The organism is Levilactobacillus humaensis (genome assembly GCF_024345185.1).
Taxonomy (GTDB): Bacteria; Bacillota; Bacilli; order Lactobacillales; family Lactobacillaceae; genus Levilactobacillus; species Levilactobacillus humaensis.
The window spans coordinates 81,706-106,852 of the sequence record NZ_BROB01000006.1 but is presented as its reverse complement, the minus strand read 5'-3'; the positions used below and the strand labels follow the sequence as shown (position 1 = coordinate 106,852).

Genomic DNA, 25,147 nt, shown 5'->3' with positions numbered 1-25,147 from the left:
ACCACTATAAAGTAATAGAGGCATAAGAGCATCCCGTCGGATAACTCTTATGCCTCTAAGCTTAGTATTTTTTAATTCATTAGAGACTATTCGAACTTGTCGACGTTCTTCTTAGTAACCAAGTGAATTGGTGAAGGCGTGGCCTTTTGAACCTTTTGGCCCTTAAAGTGCTTGTAAGCAGCCTTAACAGCTAATTCCCCTTCAACCTTTGGTGATTGGGCAATGATACCCGTAATCTTACCAGACTTAACGGCCTTGAGTCCTTGTTCCCCACCATCGATGGAGACAACAACCATATCTGGGTCGTTGATAGCCTTGATAGCACCTAAAGCCATTTCATCGTTTTGAGCGAAGACACCCTTAATCTTAGGGTGAGCTTGTAAGATGTTTTCAGTAGTAGACATCCCTTGCGCACGGTCAAAGTTGGCAGTTTGCTTAGTGACGATGTCTAAAGTACCCTTAACCGTGTTGTTGAAACCTTTCCCACGTTGGATAGCAGCATCGGCACCTGGGGTACCTTCAAGTTCAGCGATTTGGTCGTTCTTGTTCAACTGGCTCATCATAAACTTACCAGCCATCTTCCCGGCCAAAACGTTATCAGAAGCAACAGTCGTTAACAACTTACCACCGTTAGACCCACGGTCACAGGCGATAACTGGAATACCAGCGTTGTTAGCATCCTTAACAGCAGTAGCAATGGCGTCAGAGTCAACAGGGTTGATGATAATAACGTCAACCTTCTTTTGAATTAAATCTTCAACGTCGTTAGATTGCTTGGCACTGTCGTTTTGAGCATCGAAGATTTGAGTTGAGCTCCCGTTTTCCTTAGCAACCTTCGTAATCCCGTCACGGACGGAAACGAAGAATGGGTTACTCAAGGTTGACAGTGAAACCCCAATCTTTAAGTCTTTTTGACTCTTCTTGGCAGTTTTAGTTGTTCCGAAGGATGGTGGCGTCAAGGAGACGGCTTTACATCCGGCAAGGAACATTGAGAAGCCAGCAAATACGGTCAGTAGTACGACTAAATATTTTTTCCCTTTCATAAGGAACCTTCCCCCTAAGCTTTAGCTTGTTTTCTATCGAGTAAGACGGCAACTAAGATCACGATACCTTTTACGATTTGTTGGTAGAAACTGGAGATACCCAGTAAGTTCATCCCATTGTTCAGGACACCAATAATCAAAGCACCAATTAAGGTCCCAAACATACGACCTTTCCCACCGGCAAGACTAGTCCCACCTAAAACAACGGCGGCGATGGCATCCATTTCGTAGGCATTCCCGGCATCAGGTTGTGCGGAAGCTAAACGTGAAGTCAAGATAGCACCGGCAACGGCTGATAAGAAACCAGCAATCGTGTAGATTAAGATAATCATCTTGTTGTTCTTAACACCAGCAACGAAGGCAGCCTTAGGGTTACCACCTAAAGCATAAGTCTTACGACCAAACGTGGTCCGGTGTAACAGAATGTAAGCACAGATGTAGAAGATAGCCATAATGTAAACTGGGAATGGAATTCCGAATAAGTAACCTTGGCCAAAGAATTGGAAGCCAAAGTTGTTACTCATCTTAGTCCCAGTGATTGGGTTACCTTTGGTGAAGACGTAAGTAGCACCCCGCAAAATGGTTTGCGTTGCCAAAGTGGCGATAAATGGTGCAGCTTTCCCATAGGCGATGATAACACCGTTGATGGCACCGAAGATGGCACCGGTTAACATCCCGATTAAAAGAGATAAGAGCGTTGGCACACCGGCTAATACCAGTTGAGCGGTGAAGGCACCACTCAAGGCAACGATGGCCCCAACGGATAAATCAATCCCACCGGTTAAGATAACAAATTCCATCCCGAAGGCGATTAAAGCATTAACTGAAACTTGACGTAATAAGTTCAGTAAGTTTAACGGATCCAAGAACGAGAAGTTAAGTACTGAAACTAAAACAATCAATACGATTAAGGCGACCATTGGTCCTAGTTTCTTATAGAAGTCGCCAAAACTAAATTTTTTCTTTGCCTCTGCTTCTGTTTGATTACTCATTCGTTTTTCCCTCCTGTTGCTAACGTCATAATACTTTCTTGCGTAGCATCCTTAGTATCGACGACATCCATCAGGTGACCTTCGTAGACCACCGCGATCTTGTCAGAGAAACCAAGCACTTCATCCAAATCACTCGAAACCATAATAATAGCTGTTCCACGATCGGTTAATTCATTCATGAGATCATAGATTTCACGCTTGGCACCAACGTCGACACCACGAGTTGGTTCATCCAAAATCAGAACTTGCGAACCAGATCCAACCCACTTAGCCAAGACAACCTTTTGTTGGTTACCACCAGAGAGGCTACCTGCTTCATCATCACGACCGTTAGCCTTAACGTTCAGGCGTTTCAGTAACATGTCAACGAAGTCTTTGTCGGCCTTTTCGTCGATTAAACCGTGCTTGGAGAACCCGTCGATACTTGGTAAGTCAATGTTATCAGCTAACGTTGCATCGAGGATTAAACCTTCCGTCTTCCGGTCTTCAGTTAAGAACCCAACGTTATGACTGATAGCGTCGTTAGGATTCTTGATGACCAGTTCCTTACCGTCAACCTTGATGGTCCCGGCATCCAACTTGTCAATCCCGAAGATTGCCCGCATAATTTCAGTACGACCGGCACCCATCAAACCTGAGAAGGCGAGGACTTCACCGGAGCGAACTGAGAAGCTGACATCCTTGAACTTGCTGTTCGTCAAACCAGAAACTTCCAACATTGTCTTACCGTACTTAGGATGACGTTCTGGATAGAAGTCCCCCATGTCACGACCAACCATGTCGTGGACGATTTGCTTAACATTCGTATCAGCCGTGTTGTACGTATTAATGGTTAAACCATCACGCATTACAGTCACGCGGTCAGCGATTTCAAACAATTCTTCCATCCGGTGAGAGATGTAAATCAACCCAACACCTTGGTCACGAAGCTTGCGGATAACGACGAATAACTTTTGAATTTCGTCTTGGGTTAAAGCCGCCGTTGGTTCGTCCATGATGATAATTTTGGCATCGGTCATCAGTGACTTGGCAATTTCAATCATTTGTTGTTGCCCAACTGATAATTCACCAATTGGTTGAGAGAAATCAACCTTCATGTCCAGTTGATCCAAGGCTTTTTGTGCAATCGTTTTCATTTTTGCATTGTCAATCAGGCCGAAACCTTTCTTGATTTCCTTGTTCAAGAACATGTTATCCAGAACCGGCATCTCACCGAAGTTGTTCATTTCTTGGTGAATGAATGCGATCCCGTGTTGTTCGGCTTCCAACGCGTTGTCAAAGTGGGTTTCTTTACCGTCAACCAAGATAGTCCCGCTATTTGGTTCCAGCAACCCGGTAAGAATGTTCATCATCGTAGACTTACCAGCACCGTTTTCGCCCATGAGCGCGTGAACCTCGCCGCCCTTCACGGAGAAATTGACATCTTTTAAAACTTCGTTAGAACCGAATGATTTTGAGATATGCTGCATATCAATTTGCATTTACGCCAAACCTCCTTTTGCAAGTCGCAGCTTAAAACGTTACGCCGCTTTCCAATATAATGTTTGAGAACGGTGTCATTTCGCCTGTACGGACGAATGCGTGGCACTTACTCAAGTCTTGCTTCATTTGATCATGTGGGATGAACTTAACATCGACATCCGGTAATAATTGCAGAACCGCTGATAATTGGTCCGGATTCTCGGTCTTCATCTCTTCTGCCAAATAAATACGTTGTACCTGTAATTCAGCTAAGACATTCTTTAGGACGTCTAAGAAACTTGGAAGTTGCTTAGTCACGGCTAAATCAATCTTTTCGGTTCCCTTAGGAACTGGCATTCCGGCATCCCCGATAGCCAACGTGTCGAAGTGTCCCATTTGGGAGATGACCCGTGACAAATCAGAATTAATAACTGTTGTCTTTTTCATTCCTGCCTTATCCACCTTTCAGAACACTTGCAGATTCTTCATAAGGTAAATGGTTTTACCTGAGCCACTAAGTCGCGAGGCTTGAACCGAGACACCGTTCGTAAAACCGTTTACATTATTTCTACAAGACCTAAGATACCACAAAAGAAAAGCGCTTTCAATAAAAATTCATAAGTTTTTCAAAAAAAACGCGCATCTCTTGGATGCGCGTTCTAATCATTCTAATACTATTCTAATAGTGCAAAGACTCCGGTAACGCCGGTAGATCAGGGAATAGACGCCGTAACTTGACCTCTGGATGAGGATCCTGAGTGTCTCGTTCCTGAAGAACCTGGGTGACCCCATTGAATGTAAACATCAGTAAATCGTCACCCTCCTCGTCGCGAACTTGAAAGAATTTCACGCCAAGTTGCAAGGCAGTCATGACAAATCGCTGCGTCTGATCACTAACCTGCTTCAAACGAGGCAATAGTGGCTTGGCCTCTACCCGTTGACGATACCAGTCGGCTGCAATCTCCTGACCATAAGCCATGAGACTCCCATCCTGCAGGTGAGCCACCATCTTGGCAGACGGCGTCAGTTCGGGATGCGTGAGCACCTCTTCAAGATCATCAATAACCGAGGTTTGCTCCGCATGAATCTGGAGTTGATCGGTCATCTCTCGTAATTCTTGGAAGACCCGTTCGCCATCGGCCTGATACTGCGTCGGTTCCAATGGATTCTCCAACGCTACTCGCTTATTTCGCGTCTGGGCCTCGGCGAGTTGTTGTTCCAGCTCTTGGGTCGGCAACGGTTGCGTTAAGAGATAAATCATGAAGACCTTTAAGAAATACAGCGCGTGACGACTAACCCCATTTGGTATGAATGGCGTGTTATCGAAGTCTCGTAATTCCAGGTAGCGAATGCCACCGGTGAGATAGTCTCGCTGGTTGTCCTGTCCTCGAAGCCGCACAGGCCCGTAGAACTCGTGAGCGGAGAAATACGTGCCATTGTCAATCAAACGCTGGAGCTGGTTTAAATGCGCTTCTAGGGACGTATACGTGACCTGCTCATCTGGGCGGTTCACAAATCCGAAACGACTGTTGCGAATACTCCGCACCGGTTGGCTCAATTCCGATGGCATCGGGTCAAAGAACCCTTCCTCGGCCACGGGACTGGCCCCAAAGAGATAGGTCAATAACCACTGGTAGCGCACGAAGTTCTGGGCCAAACGGAAGTACAGGGCATTCTTGAAGGCCACAATAGACGTGAACTCCTGCGTATAGTGGCTGAATAACCGATGTAAGACTGGGTCCGGTAGACTGTAGTTCACATGGACACCGGTCAGACTGCCATGTTGTAAGCCATACTTTTTGACCAAATAAGACCGGTAAGGCCGAATAGCCGGTCGATCGAAGTGATCGGCTAAAAACTGCCAGTCAGTGTCATCCATCTTGGGTGGCGTGCTAAACGGCCAGATGCGATCGTCCCCTTCTAAAGAACGATAAGCCACCGTTTGCAGGGTATCTAACTGATCTAACGTTCCGCCAATATTTGGATTGGGGTCCGTAATGACTTCGAGTTGGCTTTCAGTAAAGTCCGTTTGAAAGTACGGGTGGAAGGTCCGGGAACCTAAGGTACTGGGATGGGGACGACGACTCAGCCGACCATGCGGATCGATTCGTTGCTCTTCAACTTCCACACCAATTAAACTGTGATACAACTGTTCTGCTAAATTTTCTTCACGAATAACCGCTAATAGATTTTCTAACATGGCGGTAACATCCCCTGACCTTAGACTTGGTTTACTAAAGTGTAAACAAAAATGGCGACGGTGTCACTGATATTGTTCCTTTTTACGAAATAAATTTTTGTAAACGCCCCTAACCGGTAATCAAGGAGCAAAAAAGGTGCCCGGACTCGCATCCAGACACCTCAAAACCGTTTAAAAATTACTTCTTAACTAAAACCGTGACACTTTCCACGTGTGGTGTTTGTGGGAATTGGTCAACGGGCTGAATAGCCCCGTCAATGTCGTAGCCGAGTTCTTGGAAACGAACCACGTCACGAACCAACGTTGCTGGGTTACAGCTGACGTAGACGACCTTCTTAGGACCCATCTTGGCAGTGGAATCGATCAGGCTTTCGGCCAGACCCTTGCGTGGGGGATCAACCACCACAACGTCGGGCTTGATGCCGTCTTCTTGCCACTTAGCCATTTGTGATTCGGCCTTAGCCACTTCAAAAGTCACGTTGCTCAAATGGTTCTTCTGCGCGTTAACCTTGGCGTCCTCGATGGCTTCAGGAACCACATCGACCCCGTAAACTTGCTTGGCATGCTTAGCCAAAGCCAATGAAATCGTCCCGATCCCACAGTAGGCATCGATCACGGTTTCTTTACCAGTTAAACCAGCCTTGTCGATGGCCATTTGGTAAAGTTTTTCAGTCTGTTGGGGGTTCACTTGGTAGAATGACCGGGCCGAAATAGCGAAGGTCAAACCTAACAGGCTATCCTCGATGGTTGGCTTACCGTACAACGTCCGCGTCACGTTACCCATAATGACATTCGTTTTCTTGGCGTTAACGTTCAGGACGATGCTGGTAACCTCTGGCAAGGCCTTGTGAATCTGGTCGACCAGTTGGGCCTGACTAGGAATCTTTTGCGTCCGGCTAACCAGCACAATCATCATTTCATGACTGTAGTAGCCCCGACGAACCATGATCGTCCGTAAGACACCCTTGTCACTAATTTCATCGTAAGCTGGAATCTCAAACTGACGGAGCAAATCGCGGACCTTGACAATGGCCGCATCGATGGCTGGGTCTTGAATGTAGAAATCCGTCAATGGAATCAAGTCATGGCTGTGTTGACGGTAGAAGCCGGTCTCCAACTGTCCCTTAACCTTGCGAACAGGTACTTGGGCCTTGTTCCGGTATTGGGTTGGGTTAGCCATCCCCAGCGTTGGGGCAACTTCAACATCGACGTGAGCCTTACTGAAGAGTTCGGCAATTTGGTGTTGCTTGAAAGTCAATTGGGCTGGGTAAGCCAAGTGTTGCAGTGGCGCAATCCCAGTCTGACGGTACGTCTTATCGACATCCTTTACCCGGTCAGGGGATTCCGTCTTCCAAGTCACGGCACGGGCAAAACCATAGTGGCTCTGGACCTTCGTCACTTGAATCGTGAGTTCTTCACCTGGTAAGGCGTTTTCGATAAACAGAGGGAAATCATCAACCTTAGCGACACCCATTCCCTGATAAGTTAAATCGGCAATGGTGACGTCGAGGCGTTCGTTCTTTGTTACGGGTGCTTTAGTTTTCATTCGTTCTCCTTAATGAGAAAGGGATCTTGCCCTGAAAATGCCGTGCAAAATCCCTTCAGTATCTTAATCTTCCGTTGATGTCGTTGATCCGTCGGGTAAGCTTTCCACTTGCTTGACGAATTTTTCTTCGGCCTCAAGGACCTCCGGTGATTCATTGGTAACCGCCGCATCCGGAATGTCGTCGAGATTGGCGTACATTTCGATGTGTTGGGCCAAGTTGGTGAATTTCATTGGTGCATCGCCACCGTATTCACCGTCCAGGTTAATCATCATGCGGTCTTCTACCGGCCGTGCAATGACCTTGCTGGTCTTCTTGTAAATAATGTGGGGATCGTTGATATGCTTCCCGCCGTTTAAGACGAGGCCCATCAACCGCAGGATTTCCGGCATGCTGGCAGTCTTCACGATAATCATCGTAAATTTACCATCGTCCAAGGCAGCGTCGGGCACAATCTGCTCGAAGCCCCCGATGGAGTTGGTCAGCGCCAAGAGAAACATCGACGCCTTCCCTCGGAAATGGCCATCGTCATAGGTCAAGTCCATATCAATCGGCTTGATCCGTGGCAACAACTCGGCACCCTTCAACAGGTAGGCCAGGTAGCCGAAGATCGACTTTAAGTTGGACGGCACATCGTAGGTTAACTCGGTCAGTAAGCCCCCACCGGCAATATTAATAAAGTAGGCTTCGCCTGCCTGACCAATGTCCATCTTGATGGTTTGATTCTTCAGAACCACCTTGGCTGCCGCTAACGGATCCTCACGTGGAATGTGTAAGGCCCGCGCATAGTCATTGGTCGTTCCGGCCGGAATGATGGCCATCTTCGGACGATGGGGTAACCCAGCAATCCCGTTCACAACCTGGTTGATGGTCCCATCACCACCGGCAGCCACAATGAGTTCAAACCCGGCCTTAGCGGCGCGCGTTGCCTCACTCTGTGCCGAATCCGGGGCGGCAGTTGTTGCATATGCACTGGTTTCATAACCGGCTTGTTCAAACACTGCCAGAATATCAATCAGATCTTTTTTTAATGCCTCACGTCCTGAGGTTGGATTGTAGATCACCCTTGCCCGTTTACGCATGCTGTGCCTCCATTGTTCTTATTGCTTTAAGGCTGTCATCAGTAACTGATTGACAACCTGCGGGTTAGCTTGTCCGTGGGTTTGCTTCATGATTTGACCAACCAGGTAACCAACGGCACGTTTCTTCCCGTTGTTAAAGTCTTCAATCGATTGTGGATTGGCATCTAGGACGTCATCAATAATCGGTTGGAGCTTAGCTGGATCGGACAATTGAACTAAGCCATGTGCTTCGACGAAGGCCTTAGGTTCTTCACCATTGGTGATGGCCTTGAAGACCTTCTTGGCCATCTTACTAGAAATGGTCCCATCGGAAATCAAGTTGATCATGCCGGCCAAGTTATCTGGTGTCAGCTTCGTTGCCTGTAAATCAACGTGATTGTCGTTCAGGAAGGCGTTAACGTCCCCTTGCAGGTAGTTAGCCGCCATCTTAGGATCAGCCTTCAAGGCAACCGTTGCATCGAAGAAGTCTGACATTTCCTTGGTTTGGGTGATAACCATAGCGTCATAATCCGTCAAACCAAGCTCGTTAACGTAACGTTCCCGCCGCTTAGTTGGCATTTCTGGCATGGCATCCCCGAGTTCCTTGATCCACTCGTCACTGATGTTCAGTGCTGGCAGATCGGGTTCTGGGAAGTACCGGTAGTCATCGGCACCGGCCTTGACCCGCATCAGGATCGTTTCGCCGGTCTTTTCATCGAACCGACGAGTTTCCTGTTGCACGGCGCCACCGGCCATTAAGACCTGCTGTTGCCGCTTTTCTTCGTACTCAAGTCCCCGTTGCACGTAGTTAAACGAGTTCAAGTTCTTCAGTTCGGTCTTAGTCCCAAACTTTTCTTGACCCACGGGACGAACGGAAATATTAACGTCGACCCGCATGGATCCTTCTTCCATCTTTACATCGGAGATCCCGGTAAATTGGATCCGTTGACGTAAGGCTTCCAGGTAGGCATAGGCTTCGGCTGGCGAAGCAATGTCTGGCTTAGAAACAATTTCAATCAATGGCGTCCCTTGCCGGTTCAAATCGACGTAAGAATAATCGCGTTCATGGGTGTTCTTCCCGGCATCTTCTTCGATATGCATCTCGGAGATTCCGATTTTCTTCTTCACACCATCCACGTCAACCTCAACCCAGCCATCGTGACCGATAGGCTTGTCGGATTGCGTGATTTGATAGGCCTTCGGGTTATCCGGATAGAAGTAGTTCTTCCGGTCGAAGTGGGTGTGCTGCTCAACAGTGGCGTGCAATGCCAAGGCAGCAATAATCCCATCGGCGACAACACCCTTGTTGGTCGTTGGCAATACCCCAGGGTATCCCCAATCGATGACGTTGGTGTTGGCGTTAGTCTCGGCCCCGTAGGCCACTGGTGATGGGCTAAAGATCTTTGAATGGGTCTTTAACTCAATGTGGACTTCAAGTCCAATAGTCGTTTCAAAGTTCATTAGTTTTGACCTCCTAACGTTGGAAGTTGGGTATGGAAGTCCGTGCTCTGTTCGAACGCGTACCCGGCCCGGTAAAGCGTACTTTCGTCAAATGGACGGCCGATCAGTTGCATCCCAACGGGTAATCCATTACTGAAGCCGGCTGGCAGGGAAAGACCTGGCAGTCCAGCCAAGTTAACGGGAATCGTCAAAACGTCATTCATGTACATCGTGATGGGATCCTTGATTTCGTCACCCAAACCAAAGGCTGGTGTTGGCGCAACGGGACCCATGATGAAGTCATGATCCTTCAAGATAGCCTTGAAGTCATTCATGATCACCGTCCGGACCTTGGCAGCCTTCAAGAAGTAGGCGTCATAGAACCCAGCGGACAATGAGAACGTCCCTAACATGATCCGGCGCTTAACTTCGTCGCCAAATCCTTCGGAACGAGACTTCACGTAAACATCTTCCAAGTTCTGAACATCCTTGGCCCGGTAGCCATAACGAATCCCATCGAACCGTTGCAGGTTAGAGGAAGCTTCGGAAGACGCAATGATGTAGTAGGCGGCAACGCCATACTTATTATGTGGTAAGGAAACTTCGTCAACCGTGGCTCCTAACTTACGGTAGGTGTCGGCAGCGGCCAGAATCGCAGCCTTGACGTCATCACTGACCCCATCGGCTAAGTATTCCTTAGGCAAACCAATGCGTAAGCCCTTGACGCTCGTGGCGTCGTTTAAGTCGGCGGCAAAGTCAGGAACGGCCTGCGTCGAACTGGTTAAATCGTGATCGTCATGGCCGGCAATGGCACTCAGTACCGTGGCATTGTCCTTAACACCATGAGTCAAAGGTCCGATCTGATCCAAACTTGACCCGAAGGCGATCAGGCCCCAACGAGACACGCGACCATACGTTGGCTTGATACCAACGATTCCATTAAATGAAGCGGGTTGCCGAATCGAACCACCGGTATCTGAACCCAGGGCAACTGGCACTTGACCAGAAGCCACTGCGGCCGCAGAACCACCAGAAGACCCACCGGGAACCTTAGTTTGGTCCCAGGCATTCTTCGTTGGCTTGAAGGCAGAGTTTTCGGTCGATCCACCCATGGCAAATTCATCCAGGTTGGTCTTCCCGACCGTAATCATTTGCGCAGCGGCCAATTTTTCAGTAACCGTGGCATCGTAGACCGGCTTGAAGTCCTCTAACATCTTAGAGGCAGCAGTCGTCGTCAGACCCTTGGTCACAATATTATCTTTTAAAGCCACAGGAATTCCGGCCAATGGCTGGTCTTCACTGATACCGGCCTCATCAATCTTTGCGGCCTGAGCCAAGGCGGCGTCTTCATTGAGGTTTAAGAAAGCGTCAATCTTGGTATCCGTGTCCTTGATGTTGTCGAGTGTCGCTTGGGTTAATTCCTTGGCACTGACCTTTTTGGCAACCAGGTCGGCGTGGAGGCTAGCGAGATCTTGGTTAAAGTAGTTCATCTATTCATTATCCTCGCTTTCATCGATGATGGCTGGTACCTTGATGAAGCCGCGGGCAGCGTCCGGCGCGTTCTTTAACAACGCCTCACTTTGTCCCCAGTTATCGGCGACATCTTCACGCATCACATTTAATTGGTCAGAAACACTACTGGTTGCTTCGACACCGGTCGTATCGACTTCACTCAGCGTCTCAAACAGGCCAATAATGTCGTCAAGTTGGGGCGTAAACGCGTCCAACTGGGCATCCGTAAATTCAAGCTTTGCCAATCCGGCAACGTGTTGAACTTGTTCTCGAGTAATTCGATTAGCCATCAATTATCCCTCTTTCTAATTTATCCGCATTCACCATTTACCTTCTAAAATCCAAAGATAAACATACATTGCCATTTTACCATATATCCACGTCAGACAAAGGATAATGACAAAAAATCGGCAACCGTTCAACTGACGGCCACCGACTCGCAATCTGTTTAATAACTATTAAAGACGTGACTCGTGAATTTCTTTTCGCCACTTGCCCGTGACAGGTAACTCTGAACACCATCTGTCGAAGAAACCTTGACGTCAATTGGCACGCCGGTTGGCAGGTATTTCTGGGCCGCCGTCTGGAGATACTGTGTGAAACTGATGATTTCCGTTTGACTGTAGAACTGGGTATTAATGTTCACGTGCATCCCCTGTAACGTGTTCCCGTCGTATTGCGCCTGAGCGGTCACCCCACTCAAGTTCGGGAAGAAGTTCTCGACCTGCGACTTAAAGTTGGTAAAGGAGCTGGCATCATTACTGTTCGGTGCCGTTTCTCCACTTTCAACTGGAAAGACCACGTTCTTCTGACCTAATGCCGTCCAGCTATTGACCGTCGTGGCGCCTGCCTTGTTCTGAGAGTAAGCCATGAAGGTTCCCCCCACCAGACTGTCGTTAGAAGCCTGCCGGTAAATAGCAATCACGATCGGCACGTTCTTCAAGGCTGACTTCTGGCGCATCCGTTTCAAAACAGTGTTGGCGGCCTTCTTGGCGTATGCCAGGCCGGCTGCCTTGCTGATCTTGGTCTCGTAGGTGGCCCCGTACTGTTCCTTCTTGTAGTAGTCCACGGAGTTCACGGCGATCCCAACAGTCACCCCACTGAGCGAAAGTTTACTGTTCTTTTGCGTCATGTAGTCTTGTTCTTCCAGTGCCTGGATGTAAACTGGATTTCGCTTGTTAGGTGATTTTGAACCATTGTCTTTGGGATTCAATCCCGTGTCATTAGACTTCGACTGACGGTCTAACCAGTTCTGAACCGTGGATGAACTCAGGTATTGACCTTCCTGGAAGACGTACTTCTTGGTTGAAAAGACCTTCTTGGAGACGTTCAACATCCCCGTTTCAAAGCTCTTCAAATTATAGGTGTTCCCGGAGTCCTGACTGTTCGTGACTCCCCGTGACTTACTGGTCTGGTAGTGGCCACTCTTAATGACCCCTTCGTAGTCGCCATCCGTCGACTGGCCGGTCAGTTGGGTACTCCCCGTCTTGTTGGAACCCGAACCAGAAGACATGTTGGAACTACTTAAATTACCACACGCAGCCAAAAATAACGGTACTGTGGCTAACGCAATCAAGATTCGTAACCGTTTCACGACTTGTTTCCTCCTAAAGGTCTTCATTTGTTTTCATTCATCGCTGCTAACAGCCGGGCCTCATTCCAAATGGGAATGTCGAGGCTCTGGGCCTTCGTGAGTTTGCTTCCAGCGGCTTCCCCCGCGATCAACAGGTCGGTCTTCTTCGAGACACTCCCTGTGACGGTCGCCCCGTGTTGTTCCAACCAAGCCGTCGCTTCCGGTCGAGTCAGCTCATTGAGCTTTCCCGTCAGAACCACACGTTGATTGGCGAAGGTGCCCGTCGGATCGACCGGCTCACTCGGACCACTAGTGTAGGTGAGGTTAACCCCCACCGTGGCTAACTCTTGCATCAATGCTTGAACTGGCTCACTGCTGAAGTAGGTCACGACGCTATCGGCAATAATGCCACCGATGGTATCAATGGCAGCAATCGTCTCGCTATCGGCGGCCATGAGGCTGTCGAGATCGCCAAAATCTGCGGCCAATGACCGCGCAGCCTTGGCGCCCACGTGACGAATACCTAACCCAAACAGCAAACGTTCTAATGAATTATTGCGGCTATTGTCAATGGCTGTCAAGAGGTTTTGGGCCGACTTCTCCCCAAATTTATCTAAAGTTAATAATTGGTCCGCCGTTAACCGGTAGAGACTGGCCACATTGGTCACCAGCTGGCGATCAAATAACTGGGCCACGATCTGAGGACCTAAGCCCGCGATGTTCATGGCATTCCGGGAGGCAAAGTGATTCATCCCCTCGGCCAGTTGTGCCGGGCAGTTCGGGTTGATACACCGTAAGGCAACTTCCTCGTCTAGGTGAACTAACTCGGCCCCACAGGAAGGACAGTGTGTCGGAATCGGGTAGACTTCGGCATCGGCTGGCCGTTTGTCGGCCACAACCTGTGAGATTTCTGGAATGATATCTCCAGCCTTGTGCAACAACACCGTATCGCCCAGCCGAATATCTTTGGCTTGCAGGTAATCTGGATTGTGTAATGACGCTCTGGCCACCGTACTTCCGGCTAAAACCACGGGATCCATGACCGCCGTTGGCGTCACAATCCCCGTCCGACCAACCGTCCATTCGATATCCTCGACAATTGTTTGGACCTCTTCTGGTGGGAATTTGTAGGCAATCGCCCAGCGAGGCACCTTCACCGTTGCCCCGATCGCCCGTTGAAGTGGCAACGAATTGGCCTTAATGACGATCCCATCGATCCCATAGGGAAGATCGGAACGTTGGGCCTGGTAGGTATCGATATAGGCATTCACCTCGTCCATGTTGTGGGCAACTTGATAGGCTGGATTGGTCGTGAAACCCAACTCCGCTAGCTCGTCGAGCAACCCACTCTGGGTCCGAGTATTCAGCGGTTCATAATCCGCAATGTTGTACATGAAGGTCGCCAATTTCCGGTCCGCCGTCACCTGAGTATCCAGTTGACGCAACGAACCCGCCGCGGCATTCCGTGGGTTGGCAAATGGTGCCTGCCCTGCGGCCTCACGACGCTCGTTAAGCGCGAGAAAGGCCGCCTTAGGCATGTAACACTCACCGCGCACATCGATGGTCAGCGGACGACTCAGCGTCTGTGGGATGGAGGAAATCATCTTGAGGTTGGCCGTAATGTCTTCCCCAATTTGCCCGTTTCCTCGTGTGGATCCCTGAACAAATTCCCCGTTCTCATAGCGTAAGGAAATCGCCAGACCATCAATCTTTAATTCACAATTGTAGTCAAAGTCCTCGTCCACGTTGGCCCGCAGGCGATCGTTAAATTCACTCAGTTCTTCCAAGGAGAAGACATCCCCTAGGGAAAGCATGGGAATCGTATGCGCCACCTTAGGTAAGTCACCACGGGTGGTGCCACCCACGTGCTGTGTTGGCGACTCCGGTGTCACGATGGCAGGAAAGGCTTCTTCCAGCGCGACCAACCGAGCATACACGCGATCGTAGACGTCATCTTCTACCGAAGGCGCATCGGCATCATAGTATTGTTTTCCCCAGGCTAAGAGCTGAGGACGGAGCTTAGCGGCCTCAGTAGCGGCCTGTTCTTCCGTTAAAGTATTAGTAGGTTTGTCAGTCATTGTTTTCCTCCCACGTTAACTTCTAGTCATCCACTCGTTTGATTGGGGCAAACGCTGCTAAGAGCCGCTTGACACCCTGTTCTGGAAAGGCAATATCGAGTTCGGCATCTTCACCGGTCCCGTTAACCTTAACCACGGTTCCGATACCCCACTTCTTGTGGCTGGCCTTGTCACCCACACCCCAAGTAACCTTGCCAGCACCGGTTCCGCCGGATTCACTGACGCGACCGGTCTTACCGCGATAAGGTGTCGCAACGGCACTGGCTGTCCGCCGTTCAAATGGTAAGTCACGCCGACTTGGTGTCAGCCCAGACTTCGTTTCACTGTAATCCAAATGAAGCAGTTCTGGTTCGATTTCGGTCACAAAACGGGACTGGGGATTCGTTTGCCGGCGACCGTAAAGCATTCTGGAATACGCATTCGTCAAATAAAGCTTGGTCTGGGCCCGCGTGATACCCACGTATGCTAACCGCCGTTCTTCCTCGAGCTCATCGTCTTCAAGCATCGCTCTGGACAGAGGGAAGATCCCCTCTTCCAGCCCCATGAGGAAGATGACTGGAAATTCTAGTCCCTTAGCCGCATGCAACGTCATCAACGTGACCTCAGCAGGTTCTTCCTCCACGTCGTCTTGGGCAGAAACCAAGGCTAAATCAGCTAGAAATTCAACTAGACGGTCCTCATCCTCGTCGTGATCGGCGTTGTCCCAATCCGTATCAAACTTCTGGGTCACGGACAGGAATTCCTCGATATTTTCAATTCGGGTTTCGGCTTCCAGGGACTTAGAGGCTTTCAAGGCCTTCATGTAGCCCGTCTCATCTAAAATTTGGTTGGTAATATCGGAGACCCCACTAGTTGGTGCGGCCTCCTGAATGGCCTTGATGGTCAACCCAAACTTTTCCATCGAATTGCGAATTCGGGTCCCCAGGTTATTGGCCAGACTAATGTTCTGGGTGGCTTCGAGTTCCGTCCAATCATTGAATTCGGCGAACTCCCGGAGCTTGGTCAGGCTCGTAGCCCCGATCCCTCGCTTGGGTTCGTTAATGATTCGTTCGAGACTCATGGAGTCCGCGGGATTAGCCACTAACGTCAGGTAAGCCAGGACGTCTCTGATTTCCTTACGGTCGTAGAACTTGTGGCCCCCGACCATGGTGTAAGGGATATTCGCCTTAACCAGCGTTTCTTCAATCACCCGTGACTGCGCGTTGGTCCGGTACAGAATTGCAAAATCCCCGTAGTCATGGTGATTCTGCGTCCGTTCCTCTTGAATCTTGGCCACCACATAATGGGCTTCGTCGTTTTCATTTTGACCCCGGTAATAGGAGATCTTGTCGCCCTCGGGATTCTCGGTCCACAGATCCTTCTTCTTCCGGTTAACGTTCTTCTGAATCACGTCGTTAGCGGCCTGTAAGATGGTCTTGGTTGACCGATAGTTCTGTTCCAACAGTGTCACGTGGGCACTGGGATAATCATGTTCAAAGTTCAGGATGTTTTCCATGTTGGCACCCCGCCAACCGTAGATACTTTGGTCGCCATCCCCAACAACACAGAGATTGCCGTGCTTCTTAGCCAGCATGTTTACCAGCGTGTACTGCGCATCGTTGGTATCTTGGTATTCGTCAACGTGAATGTACTGGAACTTTTCTTGGTAGTAACCCAGCACATCGTCATTTTCCTTAAATAACTTGATGGTCAGCATGATCAGGTCATCGAAATCCATGGCCTGGTTCGCCTTGAGTTCACGCTGGTAGTTCTCGTAAACATTCGACACCGTTTCCTCAAAAGGATTACCAGCGGCTGCGCGCATCATGGCCGGTGTCTGTAAGGCATTTTTAGCGTTCGAAATGGCCCCTAAAACGGAACGGGGATCGAACTTCTTCACATCCAAATTCAAGTCTTGTAAGACTCGCTTAACCAGGGTCCGTTGCTCACCGGGATCGGCGATCGTAAACGCCCGATTGTACCCTAATTTATCAGCATCGCGACGCAAGATCCGAACACACAAGGCATGGAACGTGGAAACCCATACGTCGCGGCCATCTGGCCCCAAGAGTTTGGCGACCCGCTCGCGCATTTCCTTAGCGGCTTTATTCGTAAAGGTAATCGCCAGAATCCGCCAAGGCATCACATTATTGTGTTCAATGAGATATGCCACTCGGTGCGTCAATACTCGGGTCTTGCCACTACCGGCACCCGCCAATACCAACAGAGGGCCCTCCGTTTGGAGAACGGCCTCCGTCTGCTTATCATTCATGCCAGTTAACAATTCTTCTCCTGCCACCGTGAACACAATCCTCTCTGTAATTAGTCTTGACCATTATAGCAAAAAAACATACGTTCTGCGAGGTGAACTCCCCCAGTTACGTGGGTTACTTTTGTCCATGAAAAAGGGTCGAGACCGCTGCCTCGACCCCCGCTCCTTCGGGTCATTTGGCAACCCTTAAAGAAGTTCTAAATTAAGATTCCGCCGGCGTGTTCCAGATTCCGGTATCATCCAATTGATCTAATATCGTTTTAACCGATTCACCCTGAACCGAGATGTGACCCATGACCTCATCTCCCGCCTGCTTCTTCAGGTGATAGAAGGTGAAGTGCCAGTTAGACTTCAACTGCCACTGCGTCCGAATGGCTGAGAGCTGATCGGTGGTAAAGGCCGCCGTAACTGCCGGCGTCAAGATTTCTGGGGTAGCCAATGGTAAACCAGCGATTGCCCGCAGATGTTGTTCAAACTCATTGACCGTGGCAGAGGCGTCAAAGATGTAACCCGTCTCACTTGGTGCTGGCACGATCTTCTTCACGTAGATGGCGCCACTGCTGGTCAGGTAGAAGGAGACCTCAAAGACCCCCACATAACTAACGTGCTTGGCGACTTCGTTGGCAATCCGGTGAATTTCACTGGCAACCGCATCGTCGACCTGAGCAGGCACCCAAGTCTTCACCGGCCGGTCGGATACAGAGGCCGTTTCCGTAATTGGAAAATCCTGTTGGTTGCCGTCCTGATCACGGGCAACGACGATTGAATATTCCCGGTCATAGGCGATTTGGGATTCCAGGATGTAGGTTCCCCAGTCCAAAAGACCGGCCGCCTTAGCAATATCGGTCTGCGTCTTAATCACGAGTTCTCTGCCGTGTGACCATTCCTTTTGGATGGGCTTCAACACGCAAGGATACCCGATAGAATTAACAGACTGATAAACGTCATCCAGGTTAATGATCGTGGCATATGGCGCGATGTTGACATTGAGTTGTTCGAAGAAGGCCCGTTCAAGCAACCGGTCTTGCATCATTTCCAGCATATCCGTCCCCTGAGGAATCCGCGTATACTGGGACAAAAATTTCACAACATCGGTACTAACCTGTTCGGAATCATAGACGATGGCCGCACAGCTCTCGGCAAAGTGCTGGAGCTTGTCATGATCCTTGCGCGTCCCAACTGCCTTGAAATCAGCCAATTGGAGAGCTTCGCTAGTTTCATCGGGACCGTAAGCCCCCACGCGTAACCCCATCTTTCGAGCCGTGGTCACCAACATTGCTGCGTTGGCGCTATTTCCAATCACGCCAATTGTATCTCCCGGATATAAGACCGTGTTCGCCAATTTGCTCCCTACTTTCTGACTTAATATTATCTAAACAATGATCACTGTCACTAAATCACGAGATCCTGGCGGACGCTCGTGTTCAGCCCTTCACTATAAGTTTAAAGTTTGCCTGACAATTACACAAGTATCCGTCCCCTAATCCTGGGCGAACTGAACCTCATTGTGGTCAAATGAAGCGATGCTAGCCAAGGCTTCCAACTGAATGCCAGCATCCACAACTAACTGGTGCCCCTTTTGGAACCGCTTCTCGATCACGACACCAACCCCGGCGACCGAAATCTGAGCCGTCTCGGCAATATCCAAGAGTCCCTGAACGGCCTGGCCATTGGCTAAAAAGTCGTCGATAATCAGCACCCGATCTTTGGCATCCAGGAAACGCCGGTCGATTGAGATATCATTGTTTACTCGCTTGGTGTAAGAGTAAACCTTGGCCGTGTAGAGGTGATCCGTTAGCGTCAGACTCTTGTGTTTGCGGGCAAAGATGACGGGCACCTTGAGATGCAACCCTGCCATCACAGCCGGCGCAATACCAGACGATTCCACTGTCAGGATCTTGGTAATCCCGGCATCGGCGAATCGACGGGCAAACTCCGCTCCCAGTTCATTCATGAGTTGGGGGTCAATTTGATGATTTAAGAAATTATCCACCTTAAGAACGTCACCTGGCAACACCGTGCCGTCACGTCGAATCCGATCTTCTAAAATTTTCATATTTTCGCGGCCTCCATCACTTTGTTTTGTTTATATTCTACCTGATTGAACCTTAAAAAAACAACGGTGGTGCGCTACATTTTAGCAGGCTTAACCGAAAAATAATCCAATGACCTCTGCTAAAACCGTCGTGGCTGCCAAAATTGCTAGATTTCGTACGGCTAGAATGAACGTCTGCTTCTTCACCTGAACGGCAAAGAAGGCCCGGACATTTCGGTAAATTAAGGGGATACCAAGTAAGGCCAGGAGCGACCACTTTGGCAGATCACCGACAGCCACCGATCCCACGAGTGCTAAGTAGCCCACAATATAAAAGGCTGCGAACAGGATGAGTGATCCGCGTTTTCCCAGATAATAAACGATCGTCCGGCGGTTTAAGGCGAGGTCTTCCTTGGCATCACAGATGTTGTTAGCCAAGAGTAAGGCCGCAATCGCTGTCACCGCAATGCCAGACGCTAGTAGAACCCGGCCGGCGAGTGGCCAAGACAACCCTCCGCGCTGATAGACATTGAGGTACACCGTGATCAATGTGATCAGGTACCCCATGGTAAAGCCAGCAAAAAATTCTCCCGTTGGAGTCCCGGATAACGGCCGCGGTCCGCCGGCGTAAAGATACCCAACTAAGAAACACCCGACCCCCATGATCAGGAGCGGCCACCCCGTAACCCAGACCAACCAGAGGCCCAGTGCCCCAGCGATGACCACGAAGGTTGCCATGAGGCCGAACACGCGCGCCATCCGCAGGTGTTGGACGCCAATAATGTTGGTTTCACGTTTCCACCGTTCGGCCTGGGTCCCGGCATGACGGTAATCCTGATAGTTATCGTTAATATCAACAGCCATGTTAAAGAGAAACATCGCCACAAAGAAGACCCCCGTCACGTCCCAATTCACGTGATTATAGTTAAAGGCAACGAAGATCAGTCCCAATAAAAAGGGCCAAACCGAAGCAATCTTAGCCTTAATTTCCACTAATTCTAAAAAGTTTTTGACAGTCACACAAATCCCCCCGAATGTCTTTTCTAAATTCGATGATAACCTTTATTTGACAACGTTTCCACTTGTCGGTAAGATAAATTTTAACGGGTACATAGTGAGGTGCAGTATGGATCAACAACTTTGGCGGCGATTCCCTTCAGTGGCGCCGCAGTTAAATGACTTGCAAGCCTATTTATTGGCGGCCATTCAACTCGACAATCAACCGATTCATCACAAAATTATCAGTCTGTTAACATCCGGTGGCAAGCTTCTCCGCCCCGGATATTTTTACTTATTTACTGCTTTCGGCCAACCAGTGGATCCACTGGCGCTTCAGGCTGGGGCGGCAGCGCTCGAAATTCTCCACGTTGGGACCTTGATTCACGACGATGTGATCGACGAGTCTCCTACCCGGCGCGGGGTCCGCACCATTCAAATGAAATACGGCCAGCGTAACGCCATCTATGCCGGTGACTTCATGTTCACGGTCTACTTCAATCAAGTCTTGAAATCTACTGGTGACCGGGCCTTGGTCCAGGGCCACATTGATTCGATGCACCGCATCCTTCAAGGTGAACTTCATCAAATGACGTTGAACTACCGCGAAGACGTCACTCAGGAAAGCTACTTAGAAGAGATTGCTGGAAAAACGGCAGAGCTCTTTGCCTTGAGTTGCTATCAAGGTGCCGCGCTGACCAATGCGCCACAGAGCGTGATCACCCGTGCTCGAAAAATTGGGTTGGCCATCGGGAGCGCCTATCAAATTTTGGACGATATTCTTGATTACACCGGCGATCCCCACAAGACCCGCAAACCAGTGCTCGAAGATCTGCGGTCAGGTGTTTACTCACTCCCCCTGATTCTGGCGATGCCTCTGGCTCGCAAAGATTTCCATCAGCTCCTAAAGAAACGTCACGAAATGACCGAGGCCGACATTATTGCCGTTCAACAGCTAGTGACCCAACACGGTGGGGTCACCGCGGCTAAGGCACTGGCAACCCAGTTCACGGAACAGGCACTTGCTGATATTCAGGCTTTGCCGGCTGGAACGGCTCGCGACGATCTCGCCAAATTGACGACACTGCTGTTGCAGCGCGATCATTAATTCTGTTTCAATTGGCCGCCTGCGGCTGCCAGGGATTACGCCTGCTGTGGGGACGCTTCAGCCCCTTGGGCTTCTCGCTCGATTTGAAGCCTCGCCAAGACCGCGAGTCTTCAAAGTCGCCCGTGCTGTAAACTGGAAAATCACCAGTTAACAGCACCACCACGGCCGGCTCCATCCCTGGCCTCCTCCGGCTTTGATCGACCGTTAACGCAACGTAACAGTAACGCATGCCTAACCAAAATCTAGCCTTGGATAGTTTGCCAGAACTCATTATTTAAGTTAAAAATTCAAACAAAAATCCTGCTTGACCTAACCTTTACTGGTTAAATCAAACAGGATTTTTTCATTTCACTTAATCGTTATGTCCTCGGTCCAAGTCGTAGAGAGAGCGGAAACGGGCGTTGTCGCGGTAAAGTTCCGCCGGCGTCCCTTGCATATCAAACGACCCATCTTCGATGAAACGAACCTGATCGACGTGGTTGATTCCCGCCAGATGGTGGGTCACCCAGATAATCGTCTTGTCCTTAAGAACATCGAAGACCGTGTCTAAGAGATGCTGTTCCGTGATTGGATCCAGACTGACAGTTGTTTCATCTAAAATAATGATCGGTGCATCTTGTAACAGGATCCGGGCCAGGGATAACCGTTGCCGTTCCCCACCAGAGAACCGGCTACCGGCCTCTTGAACCTGAGTCTCGTAGCCCATCGGCAGTCGAGAGATCAGATCATCCAGCTCAACCGCCTTGATGGCCGCGCGAACCTGTTCATCGGTCGCGTTCAGGTTCCCCAAACGAACATTATTCATGACCGTCGTATTGAACAGGTAAGGCTGTTGGTCTAAGACACCAAAAAGCTGGGCGCGCTGTTGTTGTAATTGTGCGATAGGCACCTCGTTTAGATGCACCGTCCCACGGGTTGGCGCTTCATCCCCGAGAATTAGTTTCAATAACGTACTCTTCCCGGTTCCACTCGGCCCCAGTAAGGCTAATTTTTCACCAGCATGGACCGTCAATGACAGATCGCGCAAGACCTGGCGCTGGGCACCTTGGTACTGAAAATCAACGTGATCAATGGCCAACACTTCAAAGTCGCCGATCGTCGTCTGCGCCGCCTGCTCAGGTTCCGATTCATCCAAGGCATTCACCCGTTGAATGGAATCCCGGTAGACTGGCCACTCGCTGACCCCCTGGCTCATATCGGCAAAGGGTTCCACAGTTGGAAAGAGTGCCAACCCGAAGGCTGCGACCCAGTTGGCCTGAGCCTGACTCCCTGTAAAGGTCAACCCAGCCCACCACACGATGAGGATGACGGCGGCCCCAAAGATCGCCTGAATGGCAAAGTTACGCCACCACTGGAAATGATGGTCACTACGCCGTAAGGCCGCAATCTGGTCAATGGGGGCGTCCTGTTGATCCAGGAAATCTTGACGTCGACCGGAAATCAACCAGTCACCCAATCCTAAGACGGAATCAGTCAGTTGCGTGTAGAATCGTCGCTGAATCTGTCGCGCTTGAAATTCTCGCCGACCGTTTGCGGCGACCGACAAGAGCGGCATCACGATCACGATGACCCCCAACAAGACCAGCATTAACAAGCCAAAGGCCCAGTTGAAATACCCAATGCCTAACACCACAAATAGATAGAGTAACCAACCAATGACCAGCGGAAATACCGTCCGTAGGTAGAGGTTCTCGATATGATCGATATCCTCGGCCAGAATACTCAGGACATCCCCAGTCTGATGCGTCTGACGAATCGCCACCGCTTGCTTTTCCACGGCCTGATACAGTCGCTTACGAAAATCAGAGACGATGCGGAGAACCCAGTTGTGACTGGTCAAGCGTTCCGCATAACGGAAGGCTGGCCGACCAATCCCAAAGGCTCGTGCCAAAACAATGGGCACATAAATCATGAGAATGTTGTAGGGATGGGTCGCCGCTCGGCTAATCAGGTAGCCTGAGTTAAACATCAGCGCCCCACCACAGAAGAACGTCATGAAACCTAAGAAGAGCACTAGCGCTAGCAATTTCCGATAGCGACGGAGGTATGGCATGACCCAGTGATCGTGCTTAAATGTCGCGAAGAACCCTTTCATTTCACCGTCGCCCCTTCCATCTCTGACCGTAATCTGACGTAGGCCCCATTCTTCTCCTGCAGTTCAGCTGGCGTCCCTTGTTCCACAATCCGGCCGTGATCCATGACCAGAATATAATCCATTTCATTCATCCAGTGTAAGCGGTGCGTGGCAAAGAAGACCAGATGGTGGTCAAAGACCGGCATCATCGTTTGCTTCAGACCGACTTCGGTTTCAATATCCAAATGCGCCGTGGGTTCGTCGAACAACAGGACCCGGCGGGAATCGTCCAGAAAGGCCCGAGCCAACGCAATTCGTTGGGCTTGGCCCCCACTGACGCCTCGCGACCCTTCACCAATCGCCGTCTCAAGTCCCTCGGGTAAGGTGGCAATCCAGTCACTCAGACCGGCCTTAGCCACCGCCGACTGAACGGCCGCCTCACTGGCCTGAGGATCGTAAAAGGTAATATTTTCTCGCAGACTCGCATGGAACAGATAGGGTGCTTGCGGTATGTACACAAAACTCCGCTGCCAGGCCTGCTGGTCCAAATGAGGTACTGCCGTCCCCCGAACCGTAATCTGGCCGTCCTGGGGGCTGAGAAAGCCACCTAGGGTGTTAATCAGTGTCGACTTCCCAGAACCAGACGCACCAATGATGCCGACCTTCTGAAAGCCCTTGATTTTGAAATTAAGATCTTGGAGAGTGGCCTGCTTCGAATCCCCATATTTAACGTTCACGTGATCGAAGGTCAGCGTATCCTGGTCTTCCCAGACCGGGTCGCGCAATGGCAATTGTTCGCGGTCCTTCGGCGTCGGTCGCTGTAGAATATCGAGTACAGCGGTCAACGCATTCTTCCCATTCAACGTTGCATGATAATCGTTGGCAAAGTTACGAATTGGCGCAAAGTAATCTGGTGCCAGGGTCAAAATAATTAAGGCCGGCAACAATTGAATCGTGCTATTCATCAACCCAAATCCTAGAAATACCGCAATAATAGCAATTGATAATGTAGTAAAGAAGTCCAAGGCAAAGGTCGAGGTCATCGCAATCACCAGTGTCGCCATGGTTTTCTTCCGATAGTCCTCGCTGACCTGATAGACGTTGTCCGCATACGCCTTATTCAACCCCAGTTGTTTCAGGGTCGGCAGACCCCGCAAGGTATCCACAAAGTGATTGGATAGCCGTTGATAGCCGGCATACTGTCGGTCGGCCTTGGCCTGCGCCGCCAAGCCCAGGATAATCATGAAGAAGATAATTAAAGGATAGATGGCCAGTAGGAACAAGGCCTCTTCCCATTTGATAAACGCAATATAAATCAGAATCAGCCATGGGGTAATCCCAAGGTCCAAGACCTTACCGATAATCATCATGAGATAGGTTTGAATCTTATCGATCCCTTCCAGTCCCATGGTGACCACATTTCCAGTCCCCTTCTGGGCCACCACACTGGGTCCCAGATCGAAGAGCTTCGCCATGAATTGCTTACGCAACGTTTTGGTGGTGGTCTCTACAAATGGATACAGCAGCCAATTTTTTGATAGCGTTAACAAATGACGGGCTAAGAAAACAACGCCAAAAATAGCCAAAGGCATCACAATCGTCCGAATCCCCTTCAACTGCCAAAGATTGACGATGGCTAGCGATAGGTACTTGGCTTGCAGGATAATCATCCCCGCCTGAATCAGGGTCAAAACGGCCATGATAAGTGCGGCCGGCTTCACCCCAGGAAACTTAAAAACCCGTTGATCAATCAAAACAAACGCCCCCTCGTAACAAGTG

General features: G+C 49.9%; 19 protein-coding genes. 1 reads left to right on the top strand and 18 read right to left on the bottom strand.

The window, feature by feature from the left end; genetic code table 11:
• Nucleotides 1–86: 86 nt before the first annotated feature.
• From OCU14_RS03455 to OCU14_RS03380, 16 genes are all read right to left on the bottom strand, one after another.
• A complete protein-coding gene (locus OCU14_RS03455) occupies nucleotides 87–1,043 on the bottom strand; it encodes a substrate-binding domain-containing protein (RefSeq protein WP_261809796.1) in 957 nt (318 codons plus the stop codon).
• A gap of 14 nt (nucleotides 1,044–1,057) precedes the next feature.
• A complete protein-coding gene (locus OCU14_RS03450; protein WP_057879208.1) occupies nucleotides 1,058–2,035 on the bottom strand; it encodes an ABC transporter permease subunit in 978 nt (325 codons plus the stop codon).
• Nucleotides 2,032–3,516, bottom strand: a complete 1,485-nt coding sequence (locus tag OCU14_RS03445) for a sugar ABC transporter ATP-binding protein (protein ID WP_261809795.1) — start codon at nucleotides 3,514–3,516, stop codon at nucleotides 2,032–2,034. The genes OCU14_RS03450 and OCU14_RS03445 overlap by 4 nt, the downstream gene beginning before the upstream one ends.
• 31 nt (nucleotides 3,517–3,547) lie before the next feature.
• On the bottom strand, nucleotides 3,548–3,943 hold the full coding sequence (rbsD, locus tag OCU14_RS03440; RefSeq protein ID WP_125573670.1) for a D-ribose pyranase: 396 nt from the start codon (nucleotides 3,941–3,943) through the stop codon (nucleotides 3,548–3,550).
• Between the two features lie 232 nt (nucleotides 3,944–4,175).
• Nucleotides 4,176–5,696 carry a gamma-glutamylcysteine synthetase gene (locus OCU14_RS03435; protein ID WP_261809794.1) on the bottom strand — a complete coding sequence of 507 codons (1,521 nt, stop codon included), beginning with the start codon at nucleotides 5,694–5,696 and terminating at the stop codon, nucleotides 4,176–4,178.
• A 178-nt stretch (nucleotides 5,697–5,874) separates the two neighbouring features.
• Nucleotides 5,875–7,242 (bottom strand): 23S rRNA (uracil(1939)-C(5))-methyltransferase RlmD, encoded by a 1,368-nt coding sequence (gene rlmD, locus OCU14_RS03430; RefSeq protein ID WP_261809793.1) that lies wholly within the window; start codon nucleotides 7,240–7,242, stop codon nucleotides 5,875–5,877.
• 63 nt (nucleotides 7,243–7,305) lie between these two features.
• On the bottom strand, nucleotides 7,306–8,322 hold the full coding sequence (locus OCU14_RS03425; RefSeq protein ID WP_261809792.1) for a diacylglycerol kinase: 1,017 nt from the start codon (nucleotides 8,320–8,322) through the stop codon (nucleotides 7,306–7,308).
• A gap of 18 nt (nucleotides 8,323–8,340) precedes the next feature.
• Entirely contained in the window at nucleotides 8,341–9,762 is a 1,422-nt protein-coding gene (gene gatB, locus OCU14_RS03420; protein WP_261809791.1) for an Asp-tRNA(Asn)/Glu-tRNA(Gln) amidotransferase subunit GatB, read from the bottom strand.
• Entirely contained in the window at nucleotides 9,762–11,231 is a 1,470-nt protein-coding gene (gatA, locus tag OCU14_RS03415; RefSeq protein WP_261809790.1) for an Asp-tRNA(Asn)/Glu-tRNA(Gln) amidotransferase subunit GatA, read from the bottom strand. Before gatA ends, gatB begins: the two co-directional genes overlap by 1 nt.
• The gene (gene gatC, locus OCU14_RS03410) at nucleotides 11,232–11,543 is read right to left on the bottom strand and encodes an Asp-tRNA(Asn)/Glu-tRNA(Gln) amidotransferase subunit GatC (protein ID WP_057879216.1); all 312 of its coding nucleotides are present in this window, start codon (nucleotides 11,541–11,543) and stop codon (nucleotides 11,232–11,234) included.
• 158 nt (nucleotides 11,544–11,701) lie between these two features.
• Nucleotides 11,702–12,874 (bottom strand): CamS family sex pheromone protein, encoded by a 1,173-nt coding sequence (locus OCU14_RS03405; RefSeq protein ID WP_261809789.1) that lies wholly within the window; start codon nucleotides 12,872–12,874, stop codon nucleotides 11,702–11,704.
• Nucleotides 12,871–14,904, bottom strand: a complete 2,034-nt coding sequence (ligA, locus tag OCU14_RS03400) for an NAD-dependent DNA ligase LigA (RefSeq protein WP_261809788.1) — start codon at nucleotides 14,902–14,904, stop codon at nucleotides 12,871–12,873. Before ligA ends, OCU14_RS03405 begins: the two co-directional genes overlap by 4 nt.
• A gap of 22 nt (nucleotides 14,905–14,926) precedes the next feature.
• Nucleotides 14,927–17,155 (bottom strand): DNA helicase PcrA, encoded by a 2,229-nt coding sequence (gene pcrA / locus OCU14_RS03395; protein ID WP_373875068.1) that lies wholly within the window; start codon nucleotides 17,153–17,155, stop codon nucleotides 14,927–14,929.
• A gap of 202 nt (nucleotides 17,156–17,357) precedes the next feature.
• A complete protein-coding gene (locus tag OCU14_RS03390) occupies nucleotides 17,358–18,497 on the bottom strand; it encodes an ATP-grasp domain-containing protein (protein WP_261809786.1) in 1,140 nt (379 codons plus the stop codon).
• A 138-nt stretch (nucleotides 18,498–18,635) separates the two neighbouring features.
• Entirely contained in the window at nucleotides 18,636–19,211 is a 576-nt protein-coding gene (locus OCU14_RS03385; protein WP_261809785.1) for a xanthine phosphoribosyltransferase, read from the bottom strand.
• A 90-nt stretch (nucleotides 19,212–19,301) separates the two neighbouring features.
• Nucleotides 19,302–20,210: a 1,4-dihydroxy-2-naphthoate polyprenyltransferase gene (locus tag OCU14_RS03380; protein ID WP_261809784.1), complete on the bottom strand. Its 909-nt coding sequence runs from the start codon at nucleotides 20,208–20,210 to the stop codon at nucleotides 19,302–19,304.
• Between the two features lie 106 nt (nucleotides 20,211–20,316).
• On the opposite strand from OCU14_RS03380, the gene OCU14_RS03375 reads away from it, so the two are divergent.
• Entirely contained in the window at nucleotides 20,317–21,294 is a 978-nt protein-coding gene (locus OCU14_RS03375; protein ID WP_261809783.1) for a polyprenyl synthetase family protein, read from the top strand.
• A gap of 352 nt (nucleotides 21,295–21,646) precedes the next feature.
• Here OCU14_RS03375 and cydC read toward each other — a convergent pair whose 3' ends face one another.
• On the bottom strand, nucleotides 21,647–23,389 hold the full coding sequence (cydC, locus tag OCU14_RS03370; RefSeq protein WP_261809782.1) for a thiol reductant ABC exporter subunit CydC: 1,743 nt from the start codon (nucleotides 23,387–23,389) through the stop codon (nucleotides 21,647–21,649).
• Entirely contained in the window at nucleotides 23,386–25,122 is a 1,737-nt protein-coding gene (cydD, locus tag OCU14_RS03365; protein ID WP_261809781.1) for a thiol reductant ABC exporter subunit CydD, read from the bottom strand. The genes cydC and cydD overlap by 4 nt, the downstream gene beginning before the upstream one ends.
• Between the last annotated feature and the right edge of the window lie 25 nt (nucleotides 25,123–25,147).